We start from the raw sequence: 20,344 nt of genomic DNA on the forward strand, positions 1-20,344 counted from the left end.
GCTGGCCCGGTACTGCTCCTTGGCACGGCGGCTTCCCTCTCCTGCGGTCAGTACGTGCTGACGGCCCGTACACACTTACGGCGACGGTAGCACCGGCGCCCGCCGCCCGGCCGCGCTCCGGGCGTCCGGTGACCGAGCCGTTCCACCGTCGGTACGAAAGAACGACCTCCCGGCGCGCCGTAGGCTGTTCTCGTGCTGCTGCTCGCTCTTGATACCGCCACCCCCGCCGTGACCGTCGCCCTGCACGACGGCTCCGCAGTGATCGCCGAGTCCTCCGACGTGGACGCCCGGCGCCACGGCGAGCTCCTGCTGCCCGCCGTCCACCGGACGCTGAAAGCCGCGGGCACCGAGCTGGGCGCGGTGACGGAGATCGTCGTCGGCGCGGGCCCCGGCCCGTACACCGGACTGCGCGTGGGCCTGGTGACCGCGGCCACCTTCGGATCGGCCCTCGGCGTCCCCGTCCACGGGCTGTGCACGCTGGACGGGATCGCGTACGCCGCCGGGCAGGCCGGTCTGGAAGGCCCCTTCGTCGTGGCCACGGACGCGCGGCGCAAGGAGGTCTACTGGGCGCGCTACGACGACGCCCGCACCCGCGTCACCGAGCCCGCGGTCGACCACCCCGCCGATCTCGCCGAGCGGGTGGCCGGGCTGCCCGCGGTCGGCGCGGGCGCGCTGCTCTACCCGGCGGCCTTCGCCGACGTACCGCCCGGGATGCCGGAGTACCAGTCGGCCGGGGCGCTCGCCTCGCTCGCCGCCGAGAAGCTGGCGCGCGGCGAGGAACTGCCGCCGCCCCGCCCGCTGTATCTGCGCCGCCCCGACGCCAAGGTGCCCGCCAACTACAAGGTGGTCACCCCGAAGTGACCGGCACCGGTACCGGCACGACCGTGACCCTGCGCGAGATGCGCTGGTGGGACCTGGAGCGGGTGATGGCGCTCGAGGAGGAGCTGTTCCCCGAGGACGCCTGGTCGCGCGGGATGTTCTGGTCCGAGCTCGCCCATGCCCGGGGCCGGGACGCCACCCGTCACTATGTGGTGGCGGAGGACGGGCCCCGGCTGGTCGGGTACGCCGGGCTCGCGGCCGTCGACCGCACCGGCGACGTCCAGACCATCGCCGCCGCCCGTGACCAGTGGGGCACCGGCCTCGGCGCCCGCCTCCTCACCGACCTCCTTACGGCCGCCACGGCCTTCGAGTGCCATGAGGTGCTGCTGGAGGTGCGGGTGGACAACGCCCGCGCCCAGCGGCTGTACGAGCGCTTCGGCTTCGAGCCCATCGGCATACGCAAGGGCTACTACCAGCCCGGCAATGTGGACGCCCTGGTCATGCGGCTGGCCGACCCGGCGACGGCGGGCGCGGTGACGGCGGGCGCCGTCACGACCGCGAACGGCGAGCCCGGCGAACCCACGGCGTCCACGGCGAACAAGGCGTCCACGGCGAACACGGCGTCCACGGCGAACACGGCGTCCACCGCGCACACAGCCAACCCCGCGCACACAGCCAACCCCGCGAACCCCGCGAACCCCGCGACCTCAGTACAAGGAACCGAGACCCATGGCTGACGAACCCCTCGTCCTCGGCATCGAGACCTCCTGCGACGAGACCGGCGTCGGCATCGTCCGCGGCCACACCCTCCTCGCCGACGCCGTCGCCTCCAGCGTGGACGAGCACGCCCGCTTCGGCGGGGTCGTCCCCGAGGTCGCCAGCCGCGCCCATCTGGAGGCGATGGTCCCCACGATCCAGCGGGCGCTCAAGGAGGCCGGGGTCGCCGCCTCCGACCTCGACGGCATCGCCGTCACCGCGGGCCCCGGGCTCGCGGGCGCGCTGCTGGTCGGCGTCTCGGCCGCCAAGGCGTACGCCTACGCCCTCGGCAAGCCGCTCTACGGCGTCAACCACCTCGCCTCCCACATCTGCGTCGACCAGCTCGAGCACGGCCCGCTGCCCGAGCCGACGATGGCGCTGCTGGTGAGCGGCGGCCACTCGTCGCTGCTCCTCGCGCCCGACATCACCGCCGACGTCCGCCCGCTCGGTTCGACCATCGACGACGCGGCGGGCGAGGCGTTCGACAAGATCGCCCGGGTGCTGAACCTGGGCTTCCCCGGCGGCCCCGTCATCGACCGCATCGCCCGCGAGGGCGACCCGGCCGCGATCGCCTTCCCGCGCGGACTGACCGGTCCGCGGGACGCCGCGTACGACTTCTCCTTCTCCGGGCTGAAGACCGCCGTCGCCCGCTGGATCGAGGCGAAGCGGGCGGCGGGCGAGGAGGTCCCGATCGCCGATGTCTCGGCCTCCTTCCAGGAGGCGGTCGTGGACGTGCTGACCCGCAAGGCCGTCCGCGCCTGCAAGGACGAGGGCGTGGAGCACCTGATGATCGGCGGCGGCGTCGCCGCCAACTCCCGGCTGCGGGCGATGGCCGAACGCCGCTGCGAGGACGCGGGCCTCACCCTGCGGGTGCCGCGGCCGAAACTGTGCACGGACAACGGGGCGATGGTCGCGGCGCTCGGCGCGGAGATGGTGGCGCGGGGACGGTCGGCCTCGGCGTGGGACCTGTCGGCCGACTCGTCCCTCCCGGTGACGGACCCGCATGTCCCGGCGCCCGCCGGGCACACCCACGACCATGTGCACGAGCTGAGCCGGAAGAACCTGTACGCATGACGGTCGCGTTGATGTGGGAAGCACGGGCCGTGGCCGGAAAGGGTGAGGAACTGCTGACCTGGGCCACCCACCAGCCCCTCGATCCGTCCCCGCTCCGCCGCGAAACCTTCCGCGCACCCGAGGACCGGGTCCTCGTCATCACCTGGTGGGACGGCGCCTACGACACCCAGGGCCTGCCGGAACTCCCCGAGCCGGGGGAGGACTTGGCGCGGCGTGCGGTGCACCGCTGGCGCTTTGAGGTGGCAGCGGACGGGGGCTAGGGGGCGTCCGGCGGATCTTGACGCCTGCGGCGGGCTGCTCCCCTCCCCGCCCCTTCCCGCAGTATCGATACGCGGCTCCGCCGCGTGGCAGGGGCTCCGCCCCAGAGATCCTGGTCCGGGACTCCGCCCCAGAGACCCCGGGCCGGGGCTCGGCCTCAGCCCCTGGTCCGGGACTTCGTCCCAGAGACTCTGGGCCGGGGCTCGGCCTCAGCCCCTGGGCCGGGACTTCGTCCCAGAGCCCCTGGTCCGGGGCTCCGCTCCAGAGACTCTGGGCCGGGGCTCTGCCTCAGCCCCTGGTCCGGGGCTCCGCCCCAGCACCTGGGCCGGGGCTCCGCCCCAGACCCTGGGGTCCAGGGGCGGAGCCCCTGGTATCGGGAAGGGGCGGGGAGGGGAAAGCATCGATATGCGGCTCCGCCGCGTGGTCCGCCGGACAGCCCGTAGCGGTAACGGCGTGGGGCCGCGCCGTTACCGCAGGGCCTGGGCCAGGTCGGCCAGGTGCCGGGAGACCGGGCCGACGGTGAGCAGGCCGCTGCCCGCGCCGGCCAGCTCGGCCTCCGCGGGGGCCAGTGCGGCGCGGGCGCGCGCGATCGTCTCCCGGTCGCCGACGGCGATGGCCGCCCGCCCGGTGAGACACCACAGTGCCTCCAGCAGCAGATCGCGGGGCGGCTCCGGGACCTCGCGCAGCGCCGCCGCGGCCTCGGCACGGCGGTTCTGCGCCAGCAGCACCAGCGGGCGGGCCCAGGGCGCGTAGGGCCCCCAGTCGAGGTCCGTGTCGGTCGGGGCAGGGCGCCCCCGCTCCACGCGCAGACAGAGCAGCGCGAGCGGCAGCAGACCGCGCTCCAGGCCGGGCATCCCGGCGCCGTCCAGCCGCGCGGCGGCGTCTCGGTAGGCCGCCTCGACCGCGGCGACCTCGTCCTCGTCCTCGTCCTCGCCCTTGTCCTTGTCCTTGTCCGCCCGTCCCGTCGCGGCCAGCCGCAGCGCCCGGTACCACGCGGTGAACACCCCCACCAGCGGCCGCTCATGGCGCTCGCCCAGACGCTCGGCGGCGGCCGCGTGCCGGTCGGCCGCCGCGAAGTCGCCGAGCGCGCTGCGGGCCTGGAGCCGGATGAGATGGCCGAGCACCTCGAAGGCGACCAGCCCGTGCCGCGCAGCGAGGGCGATCAACTCGGCTCCGGTGGCGTCCCGGCGCGGCGCCAGCCCCGCGCGCTCGAAGCTCTGCATGAAGACGCCGTTCAGTGCGAACGCCAGCAGCCCGGGATCGTCCAGCTGCCGAGCGATCTCCTCAGCCTGCCGAGCCGCCTGCCGCCCCCGCTCGGACCGCCCACCCCGCGACTCGACGGCGATCGTCGCCAACAACCGGGCGCGAATCGCGTCATGACCGGTCGGCTCATGGCCGGGCGCCTCGTGCGCGGGGGCGCCGTGGCTGGGCGGGCCGGAGCCCGTTGCCCCGCTGCCAGGGGGCTCGTGATCGGGCGCACCGGGGTCGGCCGGGAAGTCGGCCGCGAGCGCGGCCAGCGTGCGTTCGGCCGCGGCCACGATCGATGCCGCCTGTTCCGGGTCGTCCAGGCGGGTCCAGATCGCGGGGACGTCGTAGGCGCCGATGACTCGGGCGGTCAGTTCCGGGTCGCCCAGTTCTTCCGCCGCCGCGACGGCCGCCACGCGTTGTTGCCGGGCCGTCAGCAGACCGCCGCCACCGGTCATCGAGAGGTCGCGGAGCAGGGCGGCCGTCGACTCCAGGCGGGTCCGGGCGCCGGAGGCCACGGTGCGGTCGTACGCGGCGGTCGCGTCCGCCCACACCTGGGCCGCCGCGCCGCCTCCCGCCGTGCCGCCCCGCACCGTGCCGCCCCGCACCGCGCCGCCTCCCGCCGTGCCGCCCCCCGCCGCGGCGGGGTCGAGGTGGGGCGCCTGGCCGAGGATGTCCGTCTGCAGGCGGCGCAGCTCCGGGCCGGGGTCCACGCCCAGCTGCTCGATCAGCAGCGCGCGGGCCCGGCGCAGTACCGCCAGCGCGTCGCCCTGGCGGCCGGTGCGGTACAGCGCGAGGGCCAGCGTCCGCCAGGCGTCCTCGCGCCAGGGGTGCTCGGCCAGATGCGCCTCCAGGTCCGGCACCGCCTCGGCGGCCCGGCCCAGCGCCAGCAGGGCCTCCGCCTGCCGTTCGACGGCGTGCAGCCGCAGCTCCGCCAGCCGGGAGCGCTCGCCCCGGGCCCAGCCCTCGTCGGCGAACTCCGCGTACGCGGGCCCGCGCCACCGGCTCAGCGCCTCCTCCAGCCGGGGCAGCGCGCCGTCCGGCGGCAGGGTCGCGGCGGCGGCCACGTCCCGTTCGAAGCGCCAGGCGTCCACCGCGTCCGGATCGGCCCGCAGCGCGTACCCGGGGCCCTCGGTGACCAGCAGCCGGGCCGGGGTGCGCGGCGGGCGCTGCGGCTCCAGCGCCCGGCGCAGCGCGGCCACGAACGTACGCACCGCGCCCACCGCGCCCGGCGGCGGCTCCGTCCACAGGTCCTCGACCAGCCGGGAGACGGGTACGACGCGGCGGCGAGCGACGATCAGCCGGGCCAGCACCGCGCGGTGCCGTGGCCCCTTGAGCGCGACAGCGCGCCCGTCGGCGTCCGCGTCCGCGTCCCAGGCCACCACCGGCCCCAGCACCCCGAAACCGACCCGCATGCGGCCACCGTAGCGCGCTGATCGGATGCTCATCCGCCCCCGGCAGGCTGGCAGCCACCTGGTCACCTACTGGTCGCCTACGTCATCCGGCCGCCCGGCCCTCCACAGAAAGCGCGCTGACTCATGGCCCCTGTCATTCCCGGCTTCGACTACCGCCGTGTCCCCGTCGCCGACGGCGTGTCCCTGAACGTGGCCGTCGCGGGCTCCGGCAGCCCCGTCGTCCTGCTGCACGGCTTCCCGCAGACCCACCTCATGTGGCGGCACGTGGCCGCCGACCTCGCGGCCGATCACACCGTGATCTGCCCCGACCTGCGCGGCTACGGCGCCAGCGACAAACCTGCAACTGATGCAGTCGCCGACCCCGCCGCCTACGCCAAGCGCACCATGGCCGCCGACATCGTCGCCCTGGCTCACGCCCTCGGGCATGACCGCTTCGCGCTCGCCGGTCACGACCGCGGTGCCCTGGTCGCCTTCCGGGCGGGCCTCGACCACCCCGCGACGATCACCCATCTCGCCTGCCTTGACGTGCTGCCGACCCTCGACATGTGGGACGTGCTGCACGGCACCACCGCCGCCGTCGGCTTCCACCTCTTTCTGATGGCCCAGCCCCCGGGGCTGCCCGAGCGGATGATCGCCGCCTGCCCCGACGACTTTTTCGGCCACTTCCTCGACCTGTGGGCGGGCGACCCGCGGGCCATCCCCGCCGAGGTCCGCGCCGCCTATCTGGACGCCTGCCGCGCCGCGGTGCCGTCGATCGTGGCCGACTACCGGGCCTCCGCCGGTGTCGATGTCGACCACGACCGGGCCGACCGGGATGGCGGACGCCGGCTGACGATGCCGCTCACCGTCATTCAGCAGGACTGGGGCGCCGCCCTCGGCTATGACGCGGCGGAGCTGTGGCGCGCCTGGGCCGACGACCTGGAGCACCACACCGTCGGCTACGGCCACTTCATGGCCGAGGAGGCGCCCGCCGACATCGCCAAAGAGCTGCGGGAGCTGCTCTCCCGCTAGGAGCTCTGGATCAGGTCCGGATCAGGTCTGGATCAGGTCGCGTGGAGAGCGAGGGTCGGGGACAGATGGGAAGCGCGGACCGCTGGGTAGAGGCCCGCGACGGTGCCGATGACGAGGGTGGCGCCGAAACCGCCGCCGATCGTCCACGGCGGGATCACCCACGGAATGCCGTTGCTGATCGCGTAGCCGCCGGTGGCGGCGGCGCCCAGGAGGATGCCGGCGAGACCGCCGAGTCCGGACAGCAGCAGCGACTCGGTGACGAACTGGCCCCGGATCTGACCCCGGGTCGCGCCGATGGAGCGGCGCAGGCCGATCTCGTAGCGGCGCTCCAGCACTGAGATGATCATGGTGTTGGCGACGCCGACTCCGCCGACCAGGAGGGCCACTCCACCGAGTCCGAGCAGCAGGTTGCTGAAGGCGCCCTCGGTGGCGGCCTTGGCCTGGAGCCCGGAGGACGGGTCGGTGACCTCGACGTTGTGGGGCGTCTGGGGGTCGACCGTGCGCGGGATCAGGCTGTGGACCGGCTCCACCCTGCTGTCGGCGGAGCGTTCGTAGACCGTGGTCGGCCGGCCGTCGAAGCCGAGTCGCGTCCGTCCGACCTCCCAGCCGACCAGGGCGGAGCGGGCGATCTCGGGGGCCAACGGCAGTTCGTCGAGGATGCCGAGGACGGTGAAGTACTCATCGTCGATATAGACCCGCTGGCCGGGCTCGGTGATACCGAGGCGCTGAGCCGCGACGTCGCCGAGCACCACCGAGGGGTACTTGCCGGTGGCCGCGTTGAGCCAGGTGCCGCTGCGCATGCCGCCCCGCAGGGTGGTCAGCAGGTCCTCGGTGGCACTCTGGACCGAGATACCCCCGGTGATCATGTCGTCGATCTTCTCCGACCGGCGGACGGTGTGATCCAGCAGGCCGGTGGCGCCGACGTGCTCGACGCCGTCGATCCGGGCCACCCTGCCCGCCGCGTCCTCGGCCATCGGCACCTTCTTCTGGGTGACCAGATCCGTGCCGGGGGTGACGACCAGCATGTTCGTGCCGAGCTTGTCGAGTTCCCGCAGGAGCTCCTCCTTGCTGGAGGCGGAGATGCCCACCACCGAGATCATCGTCGCGATGCCGATGGCGATACCGAGAGCGGACAGCACGACGCGCATCGGGCGGTTGCGCATCCCGGCCATCCCGGTGTGCAGGATGTCCAGCGGTGTCAGACGGGCCGGTTTGAGCACCGACCCCCGCCGCCTCACCGGGCCCCGCTCGGTACGTGGCCGGGGGCACCCGCGTGCCCCTGGTCGTGAGCGGTGTCCTGGACGATGTTGCCGTCGCGGATCCGCACCTGCCGGGGCAGCCGGCCGGCGATCTCGGCGTCGTGGGTGATGACCGCGATGGTCGCGCCCTCCTTGTTGAGTTCGTGGATGAGTTCCACGACGGCCTCGCCGGAGGCGGAGTCCAGCGCGCCGGTCGGCTCGTCGGCGAGGAGCAGATCGGGCTCGCCCACGACCGCGCGGGCGATGGCGACTCGCTGCTTCTGACCGCCGGACAACTCATGTGGCCGGTGGTTCAGCCGGTCGCCGAGGCCGACCCGTTCCAGGGTCTCCACCGCGCGCCTGCGGCGTTCGGCGCGCGGCAGACCGGAGTAGAGCAGGCCCTCGGCGACGTTGGCCTGCGCGCTCATGCCCGGTACGAGGTGGAACGCCTGGAAGACGAAGCCGATGTGCTGGGCGCGCAGCGCGGACAGGCCGCGGTCGCCGAGCCCGGCCGCGTCATGGCCCGCGATGGTGACCGAACCGGCCGTGGGCTGGTCGAGGGTGCCCACGATGTGCAGCAGGGTCGACTTGCCCGACCCCGACGGGCCGACGATGGCCACCAGTTCGCCCCGGCCGATGGTCAGATCCACACCGCGCAGGGCCACGACCCCGCCCGGGTACTCCTTGGTCACACCCGTCAGCCGCACCACGGGTCCGGTCCGGGCGGCATCGCCGACGGTCATGTCGGCCGCGGTCATGTCGGCGGCGGTCATGTCAGCGGCGGGTATGGCGTCGGTCATGTCAGCTGCGGGCATGGCGTCGGCGGTCGCGTCAGGGACTGGGAGGTCAGGGGTGGTCATGTCGTGGGCACCCCGACGCGCATACCGTCCCGCACTCCGGCGCCGGAGACCTCGACCCGGCCTTGAGCGAACATGCCGAGCCGCACCTTGACCTCGCGTGCCTTGCCGCCCGCGACGACCTGGACGCCGAACGAGCCGTCCTCCAGAGCGAGCAGAGCGCTGACCGGAACGCTGAGCACGTCCTTGCGGATCCGGCCGGTGAACACGACGGTGGCGGGGGATTTGTCGACGCCCTCCACCGCACCGGGATCGTCGAAGGTGACAGTGACGTCGACCTTCGGGGCCTTGTCGTCCGGGTCGTCCCCCGTCGTGGCGACCTCGCCCACGGAGGAGACCGTCCCGTCGGCGACGGTTCCGTCGGGCAACTCCACCCGCACCTTGTGGTCCGGTTTGGCCAGCGCGGCCTCGGAGACCTTGACCTCGAGGCGCACGACCCGGTCGGAACCGGTGGTGGTCATGATCTTCTGGCCCGGCGCCGCCACGTCGCCGGCCGACGCGTTCACGCTCTGCACCCGCAGCGGGCCGGACGCGAAGGCGATCTGGTCGGCCCCGATCCGGCCGGTCTCCGCCAGCCCGTGGTGCTCCTGCCAGCGCTCGACGGCCGCGGCCGTGCCCGCGGTGAACTTGTCGTCGGCGACGAGGGCGCCGCCGTACCCGAGCTCGACCAGATTCTCCTTCAGTTGCTTGACGTCGGTGCCCGTGTCGCCCTTCCGCAGCGTCCGGTACATCGGCTCGCTTCCGTACATCAGGCGTACGTCCTTGCCGCCGAGGGCGTACAGACGGCCGTCCCGCTTGACGGTGGAGCCGCTGCGGGTCACCCAGGTGAGGGTGCCGGACGCCCCGGCGTTCAGCTTGCGCTCCCGGGAGTAGCCGAGCGTGCCGTCGACGCTGGTGCTGCTGGTCAGGTCGCCGCGCTCGACGCGTTCTGTCGCCGCGGGCAGTTGGGACCGCCGCGGCCCGGATTCGTCCTTCTGCGGCTGGGCCAGTCCCGTCACCGCGACGCCGCCGCCGATGACGGCCGCGACCACGACCAGCGGGACGACGATGGCTGCCCGCCTCATGCCGCGCACTCGTTGAGGGCCTTGAGGAACTTGTCGGGGTCGGCTCCCTTCGGGACCCGGAAGCCGGTGTTGGCCCCGTCGGGGCCGGGCTTCGGGTCGGGCATGTCGAAGCCCTTGCCCCGCACGCACTCGGCGATCTTGACCTGCTGGTCGAGCGAGTCCTGCTGGTCGGCGGCGCCGCCGGAGCCGCCCCCGGCCATGTTGGAGCCGCAGTCCTTGAGCGCCTTGGACCACTTGTCCGCGGATGTGCCCTCCGGCTGCCCGAGCGTCGCCGAGTGCGGGTCCTCGCCCGGCTTGAGGTCGGGAACGTCGATGCCCTTGCCCCGCAGACACGTGCGCAGCTTCTGGGCCTTGTCGAAAGCGGCCGAGCCCGAGTCGCCCGAGTCGCCCGAGTCGCCCGAGCCGCCGGACCCGCCCGAAGCGGCCGAACTCTCGGACGAGGACGAATCCTTGGCCCCGTCGGAGTCGGACGAGCCGGAGCAGCCGGTCACGAACAGGGCCAGACCGGCCGTGGTGGCCGCCAGGGCCAGGGTGAGCCTGTGGTTCCTCACGGTTCTCTCTCCTCGCGTACGGGCCGCCGCACCGTGTTGCGCGCCGTGTTGCGCGCCGTGCGGCGACCGCGTGGGTTGCGGACAGATCGGAGAGTGACCGATGGGACTGTTTCGTTTCTCTTACAGACGCACGGGTCTGGCCGCCCAGCCCGGCACCGCGGACACGTGTAACAACGGCGAAAGGCGCCCGTCAGGTAGACAGGGGCCATGCGTGTTCTGGTGGTGGAAGACAACGCGTTCCTCGCCGAGATGATCGCCGACGGCATGCGCCGCGACGCGATCACGGTCGATGTCGCCCTCGACGGAGTCAGCGCTCTGCGCAAGCTCCAGTTCGGCGACTACGACGTCCTCGTACTCGATCGCGACCTTCCCGGTATGCACGGCGACGAGGTGTGCCGCCGTCTGGTCGCCGAGGGCCTGCTCACCCGGGTGCTGATGCTCACCGCCTCGGTGACCGTTCCCGAGCGGGTGGCGGGCCTGAGTCTCGGCGCCGACGACTACCTCACCAAGCCGTTCGCCTACGAGGAGTTGCTCGCCCGCGTGCTCGCGCTCGGCCGCCGCGTCCAGCCCGCGCTGCCCCCGGTGATCGAGCGTGCCGGGATCACCCTGGACACCGCCCGCCGTCAGGCCGACCGCGACGGCGCGGCGCTCTCCCTCACCCGCAAGGAGTTCGCCGTCCTCGAAACGCTGATGCGCGCGAACGGCGCCGTCGTCAGCGGCGAGGACCTCATCGAGAAGGTGTGGGAGGAGAACGCCGGGTACGACACCAACCCCGTGCGCGTCGCCCTGAGCCGCCTGCGCACCAAACTCGGGAGCCCGCCGGTGATCGAGACCGTCCCCGGCGCCGGATACCGGATCGCCCCCTCCTCCCCGGACACCCCCCGCTCCCCGGACACCCCCCGCTCCCCGGACACCCCCCGCTCCCCGGATACCCCCCGCTCCCCGGACACATCCGGATCCAGCGGTTCCAGCGGTTCCAGGCGGGCCGGGCGATGACGCGCCGACTGCTTCCCATGACCGCGACGTTGCGCCGACTGCGTCCCACCACGGAGCGGGCCCGCCTCACCGCCCTGTACGGCGGGCTCCTGCTCCTGGCCGGAGGCGTCCTGGCCGGCGTCATCTACGCACTGCTCCAGGACGACCTGGACGCACGTCTCGGCAAGGCGGTCACCCCCGTGCCGCGCGGGCCGCGGATGACCCCCGACGAGGACACCCCTCCCGGCGCCGTCCAGGGGGACGAGTACACCGTCGTCCCGGCGAACAAGGTGGGCGAGGCCGCCAAGACACGGACGGTGGCGGCCCTCACCGCCACCACCCTCAGCCGCCTGCTGACCGTCTCGGGCATCGCGCTCGTCGTCTTCGCGGTGCTCTCGCTCTTCCTGGCCTGGTGGATGGCGGGCCGGGTGCTGCGCCCGGTCGGCGTTATCACCGCCACCGCCCGCAAGCTCTCCGGGGAGAACCTCCACCAGCGCATCGATCTCAAGGGACCGCCCGGGGAGCTCAAGGCACTGGCCGACACCTTCGACCAGATGCTGGGCAGGCTGGAACAACTGGTGACGGCACAGCAGCGGTTCGCGGCGAACGCCGCGCATGAGCTGCGCACACCGCTGGCCGTCCAGCGGGCCGCCGCCGAGATCGGCCTGGCCGACGCCGACCCCGAACGCGTGGCGTGGATCCGGGCCGAGCTGATCAAGGCCGCGGACACCAGCGAAAGACTCATCGAGTCGCTTCTTCTGCTCGCCGCCACCGACCAGGGCATCCAGCGCCGCGAGGACGTCGAGATGGACGAGACGGTCGCGGTCGTCACCGCCGGATTCTCCGACGAGGCCCGCGAAAAGGCGATCACTGTCACGACCACCGTGGAGCCGCTGACGGTCCCGGGCGACCCGGTCCTGCTCGCCCATCTGGTCCGCAATCTCGTCGCCAACGCGGTGGCGTACAACCACCAGGGCGGCAGCATCCGCGTCCACCTCGCCGACCGGGTGCTGCGGGTTTCCAACACGGGCCCGGAGATCCCCGCGGACACCGTCCACCGGCTCTTCGAACCGTTCCGCCGTCTGAACGAGCGCGCGCACACCCCCGGGGAAGGCGCCGGACTCGGCCTGTCCATCGTCGCGTCCATCGCGCGGGCCCACGGCGCCGAGGCCACCGCGGACGCCAACCCGGGCGGCGGCCTCTCGGTCAGGGTCCGCTTCCCATGACGTCACGCCGTCCGGGCGTAGTGGTCGGCGATCTCGTCGCTGGTCGTCACCCACACCCCGGGGTGGTTCACCACGTACTCCAGCGCCTGGTCCACGTACCTGTGCCGGAAGGGCTGATTGATCACGAACGGATGCAGCACCAGCGACATCACCCGCCCGCTGTCGGCCGAGTCCGCGTAGAGCTGGTCGAGCTGGTCCTTGACGATCCGGACGAAGTCGGGCCCGCTGAGGCTCTTGCCGACGAAGAGCTGGATGTCGTTGACCTCGATCGAGTACGGCACGCTGAGCATCCCGGGCACGTTCAGCCGGTGCGGCTGGTCGTCGTTGGCCCAGTCCAGTACGTACCGCAGCCCCAGCTCGGCCAGGAGCTCCGGGGTGCGGAAGGTCTCGGTCAGCGCCGGCCCCAGCCAGCCGCGCGGCCTGCGGCCGGTGGCCTGCTCGATGGTGCCGATCACGTCGGTGAGGTAGGCGCGCTCCTCCTCGGGGGACATGTCCGCCTGGAGGATCGAGTTGTTCTTGCCGTGCGCCGCCCACACCCAGTTCCGCTCCCGCCCGGCCCGGATGATCTGGGGATAGCGCTCGGCGACATCGGAGTTGAGCATCACGCTCGCCCGCACCCGGTGCCGGTCCAGGCTCTCGATCAGCCGCCAGATCCCGACCCGGGGCCCGTAGTCCCGCCACCCGTAGTTCAGCGGATCGGGCGCCAGTGCCCTGGTGTCGGGGAAGATACTGGTGGAGGGGCGGTCAACCGCGTAGTGCTCGACGTTCAGCCCCACGTAGAAGGCCACCCGGGCGCCGCCGGGCCAGTGGATCGGGGCGCGTTCGACGATGGGGCTGTAGTCGAAGAGCTCGTTGTCCATCAGGGCTCACCTCATCTGTGCGGCTCATCTGTGCGGCGGTTCGGCGCCGCTCGATGGACATCGTGAAACCCTCACACAAGTGAGAAGGTCAAGTGGCCTGCCCTCGCGAGCTGAGAGACTGCGTCGGCGTACACCGCAGTGCTGTGCGTGCCACGAGTGCCACGAGTGCCGTGCGTGCGATGCGTGCGATAAGTGCGATGAGTGCCATGAGTGCCATGAGGAAGGACGCCATGACGCCGCCCAACGAGCTTCCGCCACCGCCGCCCGCTCCGGACGAGCGGCCGTGGAAGGACCGCGCCGGGTTGCTCGATGAGCGGGCGCGGGCGATGGGGGCGCTGGCGCGGTGGTACCTGGCGCCGCACCGGGCGCTGCTGCTGTGGCTGTCCGCGCTCGTCTTCGCGCTGGGGTGGAGCCTCGCGGTCTCGGGGTTCCAGTTCCTGGTGAAGGGCGAGATCATCGAGCACGTACTGGGCGTGATCTTCCTGGGTCTCGCCCTGGGCGCCACGGTCCCCTCCAGCCTCGGGGTGGTCTCCGGCATCCGGCGCGATGTCTTCGTGGGCGCGTGCCTCCGCGACTGGGCGGAGCTGGAGCGCGATCCCCAGTCGCTGCCGCACTGGCGGGTCTCCGGCGGCGCTCTCCTGTGGCTGGGCCCGTCCATCGTGCTGACCTGCCTGGGGCTGGCGCTGGGCGGGTTCGCCGTCGTCTCGGACGTCGGCACGGAGAGCGTCGGCACGGTCGCCGGTATCGGCCTGGTCTTCGCGGCCGCCGGAGCGCTCGGCATGGCCAAGGCGATCGACTACTACCGCCTGGTCAGACGCGAACTCCGCCCCCTCCGTCCCGACACCGGCGGCCCCGGCACCGGCGGCCCCGGTACCGGCGCTCCGGACGCCCGCCGTCCGGACGCCCGCCGTCCGGACTCCGGCTATGACGACGGCTTGTCCGACGACGGCTTCTGCAGCGACTGAAAGCGGGTCCGCAGCTCCTCGTACCGCTCACCCGGGGTCTCCCCGCGCTCCTTGGCCACCTCCTCGATCCGGGCCAGCAGCTGCCTGACCCGCACGGCGTCCGTATAGGCGTCGCGCTCCAGCTTCTTGTACGCGGCGGCGGCCGGGGCCTTGTGATCGTCGGGGTCCACCGACTGCCTCAGATGGCCGAGACGCTCGATCTGTTCCTCAAGGTAACTGAGCATCCCCTCAAGGTCTTTGATGAGATCCGACAGATCCTGGTCCGATACGGACAGTTTGTCTTTACTCATGTTTCATCCGTCCCTGCCACCCTCCCATCGGCCCATTAGCGGGATGATCGTGCCATGACCGGGGCCGGTGTGGAGAGCCACCTGGGTAACTCCTCTGCCGTCAGTCCGGCAGGACCGTGCCCGGGGGCAGCTCGATTCCGAAGTCGGCGGCGAGAACGCGCAGCACCTCGTCGTTGTGGGCGAGTTCGCGCTCCTTACGGTTGCCGTTGGAGTGGGTCTCGACGAGAGTCCGCCCGGACAGGAGGAGATGGTGGTCCAGGGCGGTGCGCTGGACGTGGAGGGTGTGCTGGAAGGGCGAGCGCGGGTTGGTGGCGACGTGCCAGTTGATGACCCCGTAGTCGGACGCCTCGAAAGGCTCGCGGGTGAAGGCGTACTGGTCCTGCCAGGAGCCGTCGAGGAACGCCTGGAACACCCACAGGTCCTCCAGCCCCTCCGGGTACGGCTCGCGGACGTAGCGATGGCGGCGGGTGCCGTCGTGGAACTCGGTGTCGGCGACGAGCGGCACGGCCTCCAGAAGGCCGCCGACGCTGCCGAAGCCCACATCGGCCACGTACCGCCGCTCCTCACCCGGGATCCCGACCAGCAGCAGCATGTGGGTGCGCGGGCGGACCGTCCCGGGCGCCGCTCCGACCCGGACGCGGGCGGTGAGGCCGGTGACACGGAAGCCGAGGGCGGTGAGGGCGGCGGTCAGCAGCGTGTTGTGCTCGTAGCAGTAACCGCCGCGCCGGTCGCGGACCAGCTTGGCCTCGAGGTCGGGGACGGCGAGGGAGGGGGCCGAGCCGAGGAGGGGGTCGAGGTTCTCGAACGGTATGGACGTGAGGTGCGCCCGGTGCACCGCCCGCAGCGTCTCCACGGTGGGCGCGGGGCGACGGTCGCCCGTCCAGCCGATACGCGTCAGATAGGCGTCGAGGTCAAGGGCGATACGGGCCGGTTCCATACTGCCGACCGTAACGCCGGATCCCCGGTACCGGCCTCCGCTCATGGTGGGGGCCTCGCCTGGTCCTCTGGACGTAGGTCCGTTACGCCGTTCGTTACGTCTCCGGCACCGCCGCGAGGTGATCGAGCGCGCCCACCTTGATCGACTGGAGCAGGGCTCCCAGCCTCGCGGGGCTCGTGGTGAGGACCGTACGGGGGTCGTCGCTCTCGCGGAGGGCGACCGTGGTGCCTATGAAGGCGAGCTCTATGCAGGAGTTCCCGTCCCCCGCACTGGAATAGGAGGATTTCTGCCAGTTGACCTCGGTCATCTCCACGCCTTCAGGTCTGTTGAGCGATGGCACGAATGAAATCACGTGACTCCTTCTCGGAGAGGGCCGCCTCGGTGGTGCGGTCCAGGACTCCACGATGGTTGACGAGCTGGGACTGCGCGTCCAGGAAGACCGGGCCGTGGGCGGCGTCGAGCTGTGCGGTGTCCAGCTGGGGCACTGACCCCAGGGCGTAGGTGACCGAGAGTCCGGGCACATGGAACCCTCCGGCCTCGAAGGTCAGCACGCGCACGGTGACATTCTTCCGTTCGGAGGACTCCAGCAGGCTGTCCAGCTGCGCCCGCAGGACGCGGTCGGTCCCGAACCGCATGCGCAGCGCCGCCTCGTGGATGATGAAGGTGCAGCGCGGCGGGTCGTCCCGGTCCAGGATGTCGCGGCGCTTCATGCGGTGGGAGAGCCTGCGCCTGAGGTCCGTGGCGGACCACTGCGGAACGGTGGAGCCGAGCACCGCCCGCGCGTACTCCTCCGTCTGCAACAGGCCGGGCATGTGCATGATTTCCAGCACACGCAGGCTGGTGGCGAAGTACTCCAACTCGGCCAGGTCGAGCCCGCCGGTGGCGATATAGCCCCGGTACTCCTCCCACCAGCCGCCCTTGCGCTCCCGGGCCATGGCGACGAGCGCGTCGACGTACGCGCTGTCCGGGCAGGCGTAGATGGCGGCGAGGGCCCGGACCCGCTCCTCGCTCACGCCGAACCGCGCGAGCTCCAGGTTGGTGATGTGGGTGCGGTTGATGCCCAGCCGGTCGGCGGCCTCCTGAATGCTGAGCCCCGCGCCTTCGCGCATCCTCCTGAGTTCTGTGCCGAGCCTGACTTGACGCGCGGTCGGGACGCTCCTGGGTGGCATGGTCCTCCGTAACCCTCAAGGAGTAATCGTCGGGGAAATTCAACGGGACCGTAGCAGTTGTTTGCACCGCTGCCCTACCGTTGGTGTCGTTGCCGCTACTGCGCGTTGATCGCCGTAACGGTACGCGCGCTGTCGGCCCCCTCACAGGGAGTTGCCCCATGGATTCCGATCACGAGTCCGACGACCGTCCCCCACGCCGCCCACCCGTTCCCTCCAGGGATCCGTACGTCTACACCCTGCAGAGCAGCCGGCACGCGACCTCCGCCAAGGTCTGCCGGGACTTCGTCGCCTGCGTCCTGAACTCCGTGGGGCAGGAGGAGCTGGTCGACACGGCGACGCTGTGCACCTCGGAGCTGGCCACCAACGCCTTTCTGCACGCCGAGGGCGACTCCGTGATGCTGCGCGTGGTGATCGAGCCGCCCCGTTTCCGCGTCCTGGTCTACGACGCCTCCGCCGAGCTCCCCACCGCCGCCCGCCTCCCCGAGGGGGACCGCCTCCATGGCCGCGGCCTCGGGCTGGTGGCGGCCCTGGCCGACGCGTGGGGGACGGCGGAGGGGGACGCGGTGGGCGCGTACGCCAAGGGGGTCTGGTTCGAACTCGCGGGCAAGGCGGAGAGCGACGCCTAGCCCCGGCCTTTCATGGTGCTACGGCCTTCCTCACCGCTCTTCCTCACCGCTCGGCTTTGGCCGCCATGAACGTCAGCGGAAATACCTCGCCGGAATCCGCGTACCGGTGGAACCGGCCGGCCCAGGACGGCTCCTGAAGGGTCCGAGCCTGGGCACGGGGCAGTGCTATATGGACATCGCTGCCGCCGTCCTGGTCGGCCGGGGTCGGCGCTATGTGCACGGTCCAGGGAATGGGGATCGACGTGAAGTCGTACCAGAAGGGGGCGCCCTGCCCGAAGTCGATGCGGTAGAAGGGGAGCTTCGACCAGTTGTTGATCGCGATGGTGGTGTCGAACGCGTCCAGGGCCATGGTGTTCATGACGCGCTTCAAGCGTCCCGCATCGCGTTCGGCACAGAGGTACGCCGCCTCTTCGCGGATTTTCTCCTCCGTGTTCTCGGCATGGCCCGAGCGGACCGCCGCGGCGACCTCGCCGAGCGGGCGGGAGCGCAGTTCGGCCGCGGTCATTCCGGGCCGGGTGTTGGTGACGGCGTTGCCCCAGTAGTCCTTCGGTACGGTCCCGCCGGCGAGCGAACGGAAGTCGGCGATGAGACCGAGCCTTTCCTCGCTCGTGCCGGGGCGGTCACGCAATTCGCCGAGGACTTTCCAGAGATGGGCGGTCAGTGCGTCATTGGTCGACACCCACCGCTCCGTGCCCGCGAGGTCGGCCATCGCGGTGTCCTTCATGGTGGCCATTTCGGCGGCCGTGAAGCGGGTGGTCACCGTCGTCGTGCCGCCGAGGCTGCCCAGCAGGGCGCGGCCGATGAAGGCGGACTTCCGGCCTCGCCCGACGATCGTGAAATGGGCGCCGCCCTTACGGCTGTCACCCTCGGTCGATGCGGCGAGCGCGTCGATGACGCCGCGGTCGTGACTGGGTTTGGCGTATCCGAGGCCCCGGTGCTCATGCACCCAGCTCTCCAGGAAATTCATGTAGCTGGACCCGTCACCCACGGCGTGGTTCATCGTGAGGCCCAGGATGGAGCCGCCGCCTTTCATATGGGTGAGCTTCACCGTGAAAAGCGGCGTATCGCGATCAACCACCCAGAACGGCATGGCGTGGCTGAGATGGCTCTCCAGCCCCTTTTTCGCCGTGTGGCGGGGTCCGTAGTCCGGCATCGGCCCGGATGCATGTGCCTCGACGAAGCGCACTCCGGAGTCGTCGCAGAGCACACTGAGGCCGCCGTCAGGATCCCTCTTCATGCGGCCGGAAAGGATCGGGAAGTTACGCAATGTCCGGCCGAGGGAGGCGCGGAGCGCCTCGCCGTCGAGCGTCTCCCGGTAGAAAAAGGCACGGGGGGTATACATCGGGCCGATGAGCATGTCGTAGACGCTCAGCCGTATGCGGTCACCGCTCGCCTCTCCGGCGCACACGGTGAACGATCGCTTGGCGCCGCTCTCGGTGGCGGATGCCGTCATACTCACACGCTCTTTCGTTGGGCCCAAACGCGCTGTCACGTCGACGCGTTGACCGTAACCCTCGAGGCGTTGACCGTAACCCGCGGGGCGCGAGCGGCCGCATGAAGTGGAGCCGAGTTTAGGGAATTCCCCAACGCGTCCGGCGGACCACGCGGCGGAGGCTCCGCCCCTGGCCCCCGGGAGCGATGGGCCGACCGCGGCCGCCGTGAACACCTGCACCGGTGGGCTGGTCGCGGTCGGCGCGCCCGCGCAGGCCCGGGGTTGTCCGGCTGGGGTCCGGGGCGGAGCCCCACCACGTGGCGGAGCCGCATGCCGATGCTGCGGGAAGGGGAACCGCCCGCCGCAGGCGTCACGACCCCTCGGACAGGGCCTGGGCCGGGTGCCCCAGCAGCATCGTGGGGGAGCCCGCCGAGCGCGTCAGCACGATGGTGCAGGTGTTCCCGCCCTCGAGCCGCAGCTTCTTGCGGAGCTGCTCCGGCTCGACCGCCGAACCGCGCTTCTTGATGGTCGCGATGCCGACCTCCCGCTCCCGCAGCAGCGCCTTGAGCTTCTTCAGGTTGAACGGCAGCACATCCGTGATCTCGTACGCGGTGGCGAACGGCGTCGGGCGCAGCTCGTCCGTCGTGATGTAGGCGATCGTCGGGTCGATCAGCCGGCCGCCGACGCGGGCCGCCACATCGGCCACGAGATGCGAGCGGATGACGGCGCCGTCCGGTTCGTAGAGCCAGCGGCCGACCGGGCCGGGCTCGGGGTCGGGGAGGAGCGGGGTGCCGATGAGGGAGTGGCCGGTGGGCAGCAGCGTGGCGCGGCGCAGCCCGGGGCGGGCGGTGCCGAACCACAGGACGGCCTCCTTCACATGGCCGTGGTCCGAGATCCACTCGGCCTCCGCGTCCTCGGGGACCGCCTCGTGCGGCACGCCGGGGGCGATCTTGAGGGCGGCGCGCGGAGTGGTGCGGGCGGCCTCGATGGCCCAGGAGAGGGGCGGGGAGTAGGCCTCGGGGTCGAAGACGCGGCCCCGGCCGCCGCGCCGGGCCGGGTCGACGAAGACCGCGTCGAAGTCCCGGGTGCCGACGTCGGTGACATCGGCGCAGCGGACTTCGATGAGGTCGGCCAGGCCGAGCGCCTCGGCGTTGGCGCGGGTGACGGCGCAGGTCAGCGGGTCGCGATCGACGGCGAGGACGGAGATCCCGGCGCGGGCGATCGCGATCGCGTCGCCGCCGATGCCGCAGCACAGGTCGGCCATGCGGCGGACGCCGAACTCCGCGAAACGGGAGGCGCGGTACGCGGCCACGGAGGTGCGGGTGGACTGCTCGACGCCGTTCGGCGTGAAGTACATGCGGTGCGCGTCCTCGGGGCCGAATTTGGCCACTGCCCGCTGCCGCAGCGCGGCCTGGGTCAGGGCCGCCGAGACCAGCGCCGGGGGATGGTCGCGGCGCAGCCGCGTCGCGGTGGCGAGCTCCTTCGCCGGGTCGTAGTCGCGGAGCGCGGTGAGCAGCGCCTGCCCCTCGTCGCCGAGCAGTGAATCGAAGGCGTCAACGTCCACATGGCCCATTCT

General features: G+C 72.0%; 20 protein-coding genes and 1 pseudogene. 9 read left to right on the forward strand and 12 right to left on the reverse strand.

From position 1 onward, the window contains the following. Positions 1–192 precede the first annotated feature (192 nt). From tsaB to JK364_RS15760, 4 genes and pseudogenes are all read left to right on the forward strand, one after another. On the forward strand, positions 193–861 hold the full coding sequence (gene tsaB, locus JK364_RS15745; RefSeq protein WP_201851694.1) for a tRNA (adenosine(37)-N6)-threonylcarbamoyltransferase complex dimerization subunit type 1 TsaB: 669 nt from the start codon (positions 193–195) through the stop codon (positions 859–861). Positions 862–899: 38 nt separating this feature from the next. Next, a pseudogene (gene rimI / locus JK364_RS15750) lies at positions 900–1,346 on the forward strand (ribosomal protein S18-alanine N-acetyltransferase); the annotation flags it as partial. A 202-nt stretch (positions 1,347–1,548) separates the two neighbouring features. Further along, positions 1,549–2,649, forward strand: a complete 1,101-nt coding sequence (gene tsaD, locus JK364_RS15755; protein WP_201851695.1) for a tRNA (adenosine(37)-N6)-threonylcarbamoyltransferase complex transferase subunit TsaD — start codon at positions 1,549–1,551, stop codon at positions 2,647–2,649. Then, positions 2,646–2,909: a hypothetical protein gene (locus tag JK364_RS15760; RefSeq protein WP_201851696.1), complete on the forward strand. Its 264-nt coding sequence runs from the start codon at positions 2,646–2,648 to the stop codon at positions 2,907–2,909. The genes tsaD and JK364_RS15760 overlap by 4 nt, the downstream gene beginning before the upstream one ends. 465 nt (positions 2,910–3,374) lie before the next feature. On the opposite strand, the gene JK364_RS15765 is transcribed toward JK364_RS15760, so the two are convergent. Continuing rightward, complete coding sequence (locus JK364_RS15765; RefSeq protein WP_201851697.1) at positions 3,375–5,567, reverse strand: AfsR/SARP family transcriptional regulator; 2,193 nt, start codon at positions 5,565–5,567, stop codon at positions 3,375–3,377. Between the two features lie 123 nt (positions 5,568–5,690). Between JK364_RS15765 and JK364_RS15770 the strand changes: the two genes are divergently transcribed. Beyond that, positions 5,691–6,578, forward strand: coding sequence for an alpha/beta fold hydrolase (locus JK364_RS15770; RefSeq protein ID WP_201851698.1), 888 nt, complete (start codon positions 5,691–5,693; stop codon positions 6,576–6,578). A 32-nt stretch (positions 6,579–6,610) separates the two neighbouring features. On the opposite strand, the gene JK364_RS15775 is transcribed toward JK364_RS15770, so the two are convergent. The 4 genes from JK364_RS15775 to JK364_RS15790 form a co-directional block, all read right to left on the reverse strand. Then, on the reverse strand, positions 6,611–7,750 hold the full coding sequence (locus JK364_RS15775; protein WP_201851892.1) for an ABC transporter permease: 1,140 nt from the start codon (positions 7,748–7,750) through the stop codon (positions 6,611–6,613). Between the two features lie 62 nt (positions 7,751–7,812). After that, positions 7,813–8,574: an ABC transporter ATP-binding protein gene (locus JK364_RS15780; protein WP_201851891.1), complete on the reverse strand. Its 762-nt coding sequence runs from the start codon at positions 8,572–8,574 to the stop codon at positions 7,813–7,815. Positions 8,575–8,672: 98 nt separating this feature from the next. Beyond that, the gene (locus JK364_RS15785; RefSeq protein ID WP_201851699.1) at positions 8,673–9,737 is read right to left on the reverse strand and encodes a peptidoglycan-binding protein; all 1,065 of its coding nucleotides are present in this window, start codon (positions 9,735–9,737) and stop codon (positions 8,673–8,675) included. Next, the gene (locus JK364_RS15790) at positions 9,734–10,288 is read right to left on the reverse strand and encodes a hypothetical protein (protein WP_201851700.1); all 555 of its coding nucleotides are present in this window, start codon (positions 10,286–10,288) and stop codon (positions 9,734–9,736) included. The genes JK364_RS15785 and JK364_RS15790 overlap by 4 nt, the downstream gene beginning before the upstream one ends. A gap of 207 nt (positions 10,289–10,495) precedes the next feature. Between JK364_RS15790 and JK364_RS15795 the strand changes: the two genes are divergently transcribed. After that, positions 10,496–11,284 (forward strand): response regulator transcription factor, encoded by a 789-nt coding sequence (locus tag JK364_RS15795; RefSeq protein ID WP_201851701.1) that lies wholly within the window; start codon positions 10,496–10,498, stop codon positions 11,282–11,284. A 17-nt stretch (positions 11,285–11,301) separates the two neighbouring features. Further along, entirely contained in the window at positions 11,302–12,489 is a 1,188-nt protein-coding gene (locus JK364_RS15800; RefSeq protein WP_201851702.1) for a sensor histidine kinase, read from the forward strand. A gap of 2 nt (positions 12,490–12,491) precedes the next feature. Here JK364_RS15800 and JK364_RS15805 read toward each other — a convergent pair whose 3' ends face one another. Then, positions 12,492–13,349, reverse strand: a complete 858-nt coding sequence (locus JK364_RS15805; protein WP_201851703.1) for a polysaccharide deacetylase family protein — start codon at positions 13,347–13,349, stop codon at positions 12,492–12,494. Positions 13,350–13,555: 206 nt separating this feature from the next. On the opposite strand from JK364_RS15805, the gene JK364_RS15810 reads away from it, so the two are divergent. Further along, complete coding sequence (locus tag JK364_RS15810) at positions 13,556–14,314, forward strand: hypothetical protein (protein WP_230991994.1); 759 nt, start codon at positions 13,556–13,558, stop codon at positions 14,312–14,314. Here the strand turns inward: JK364_RS15810 and JK364_RS15815 are convergent. The 4 genes from JK364_RS15815 to JK364_RS15830 all read right to left on the reverse strand — a co-directional run bounded on the left by JK364_RS15815 (position 14,272) and on the right by JK364_RS15830 (position 16,710). Next, entirely contained in the window at positions 14,272–14,604 is a 333-nt protein-coding gene (locus JK364_RS15815) for a hypothetical protein (protein WP_201851704.1), read from the reverse strand. The genes JK364_RS15810 and JK364_RS15815 overlap by 43 nt on opposite strands. Before the next feature lie 100 nt (positions 14,605–14,704). Further along, positions 14,705–15,526: an arylamine N-acetyltransferase family protein gene (locus JK364_RS15820; protein WP_201851894.1), complete on the reverse strand. Its 822-nt coding sequence runs from the start codon at positions 15,524–15,526 to the stop codon at positions 14,705–14,707. A 109-nt stretch (positions 15,527–15,635) separates the two neighbouring features. Beyond that, on the reverse strand, positions 15,636–15,848 hold the full coding sequence (locus JK364_RS15825; RefSeq protein ID WP_201851705.1) for a DUF397 domain-containing protein: 213 nt from the start codon (positions 15,846–15,848) through the stop codon (positions 15,636–15,638). A 10-nt stretch (positions 15,849–15,858) separates the two neighbouring features. After that, the gene (locus tag JK364_RS15830; RefSeq protein ID WP_201851706.1) at positions 15,859–16,710 is read right to left on the reverse strand and encodes a helix-turn-helix domain-containing protein; all 852 of its coding nucleotides are present in this window, start codon (positions 16,708–16,710) and stop codon (positions 15,859–15,861) included. A gap of 158 nt (positions 16,711–16,868) precedes the next feature. Here JK364_RS15830 and JK364_RS15835 point away from each other — a divergent pair, with 158 nt between their 5' ends. Continuing rightward, complete coding sequence (locus JK364_RS15835) at positions 16,869–17,336, forward strand: ATP-binding protein (RefSeq protein WP_201851707.1); 468 nt, start codon at positions 16,869–16,871, stop codon at positions 17,334–17,336. A gap of 43 nt (positions 17,337–17,379) precedes the next feature. On the opposite strand, the gene JK364_RS15840 is transcribed toward JK364_RS15835, so the two are convergent. Continuing rightward, on the reverse strand, positions 17,380–19,008 hold the full coding sequence (locus tag JK364_RS15840; protein ID WP_201851708.1) for an acyltransferase: 1,629 nt from the start codon (positions 19,006–19,008) through the stop codon (positions 17,380–17,382). 130 nt (positions 19,009–19,138) lie between these two features. Beyond that, entirely contained in the window at positions 19,139–20,341 is a 1,203-nt protein-coding gene (locus JK364_RS15845) for a class I SAM-dependent methyltransferase (protein WP_201851709.1), read from the reverse strand. Positions 20,342–20,344: the final 3 nt, after the last annotated feature.

The organism is Streptomyces endocoffeicus, assembly GCF_016741935.1.
Classification (GTDB): Bacteria; Actinomycetota; Actinomycetes; order Streptomycetales; family Streptomycetaceae; genus Streptomyces; species Streptomyces endocoffeicus.

What these genes read in the sequence shown, in the direction of transcription:
- tsaD (WP_201851695.1), top strand. Translation starts at nt 1,549, where the DNA reads ATGGCTGACGAACCCCTCGTCCTCGGCATCGAGACCTCCTGCGACGAG.
- JK364_RS15760 (WP_201851696.1), top strand. Translation starts at nt 2,646, where the DNA reads ATGACGGTCGCGTTGATGTGGGAAGCACGGGCCGTGGCCGGAAAGGGT.
- JK364_RS15765 (WP_201851697.1), bottom strand. Translation starts at nt 5,567, where the DNA reads ATGCGGGTCGGTTTCGGGGTGCTGGGGCCGGTGGTGGCCTGGGACGCG.
- JK364_RS15770 (WP_201851698.1), top strand. Translation starts at nt 5,691, where the DNA reads ATGGCCCCTGTCATTCCCGGCTTCGACTACCGCCGTGTCCCCGTCGCC.
- JK364_RS15775 (WP_201851892.1), bottom strand. Translation starts at nt 7,750, where the DNA reads ATGGCCGGGATGCGCAACCGCCCGATGCGCGTCGTGCTGTCCGCTCTC.
- JK364_RS15780 (WP_201851891.1), bottom strand. Translation starts at nt 8,574, where the DNA reads ATGACCGCGGCCGACATGACCGTCGGCGATGCCGCCCGGACCGGACCC.
- JK364_RS15785 (WP_201851699.1), bottom strand. Translation starts at nt 9,737, where the DNA reads ATGAGGCGGGCAGCCATCGTCGTCCCGCTGGTCGTGGTCGCGGCCGTC.
- JK364_RS15795 (WP_201851701.1), top strand. Translation starts at nt 10,496, where the DNA reads ATGCGTGTTCTGGTGGTGGAAGACAACGCGTTCCTCGCCGAGATGATC.
- JK364_RS15800 (WP_201851702.1), top strand. Translation starts at nt 11,302, where the DNA reads ATGACCGCGACGTTGCGCCGACTGCGTCCCACCACGGAGCGGGCCCGC.
- JK364_RS15805 (WP_201851703.1), bottom strand. Translation starts at nt 13,349, where the DNA reads ATGGACAACGAGCTCTTCGACTACAGCCCCATCGTCGAACGCGCCCCG.
- JK364_RS15810 (WP_230991994.1), top strand. Translation starts at nt 13,556, where the DNA reads ATGAGTGCCATGAGGAAGGACGCCATGACGCCGCCCAACGAGCTTCCG.
- JK364_RS15815 (WP_201851704.1), bottom strand. Translation starts at nt 14,604, where the DNA reads ATGAGTAAAGACAAACTGTCCGTATCGGACCAGGATCTGTCGGATCTC.
- JK364_RS15825 (WP_201851705.1), bottom strand. Translation starts at nt 15,848, where the DNA reads ATGACCGAGGTCAACTGGCAGAAATCCTCCTATTCCAGTGCGGGGGAC.
- JK364_RS15830 (WP_201851706.1), bottom strand. Translation starts at nt 16,710, where the DNA reads ATGCCACCCAGGAGCGTCCCGACCGCGCGTCAAGTCAGGCTCGGCACA.
- JK364_RS15835 (WP_201851707.1), top strand. Translation starts at nt 16,869, where the DNA reads ATGGATTCCGATCACGAGTCCGACGACCGTCCCCCACGCCGCCCACCC.
- JK364_RS15845 (WP_201851709.1), bottom strand. Translation starts at nt 20,341, where the DNA reads ATGGGCCATGTGGACGTTGACGCCTTCGATTCACTGCTCGGCGACGAG.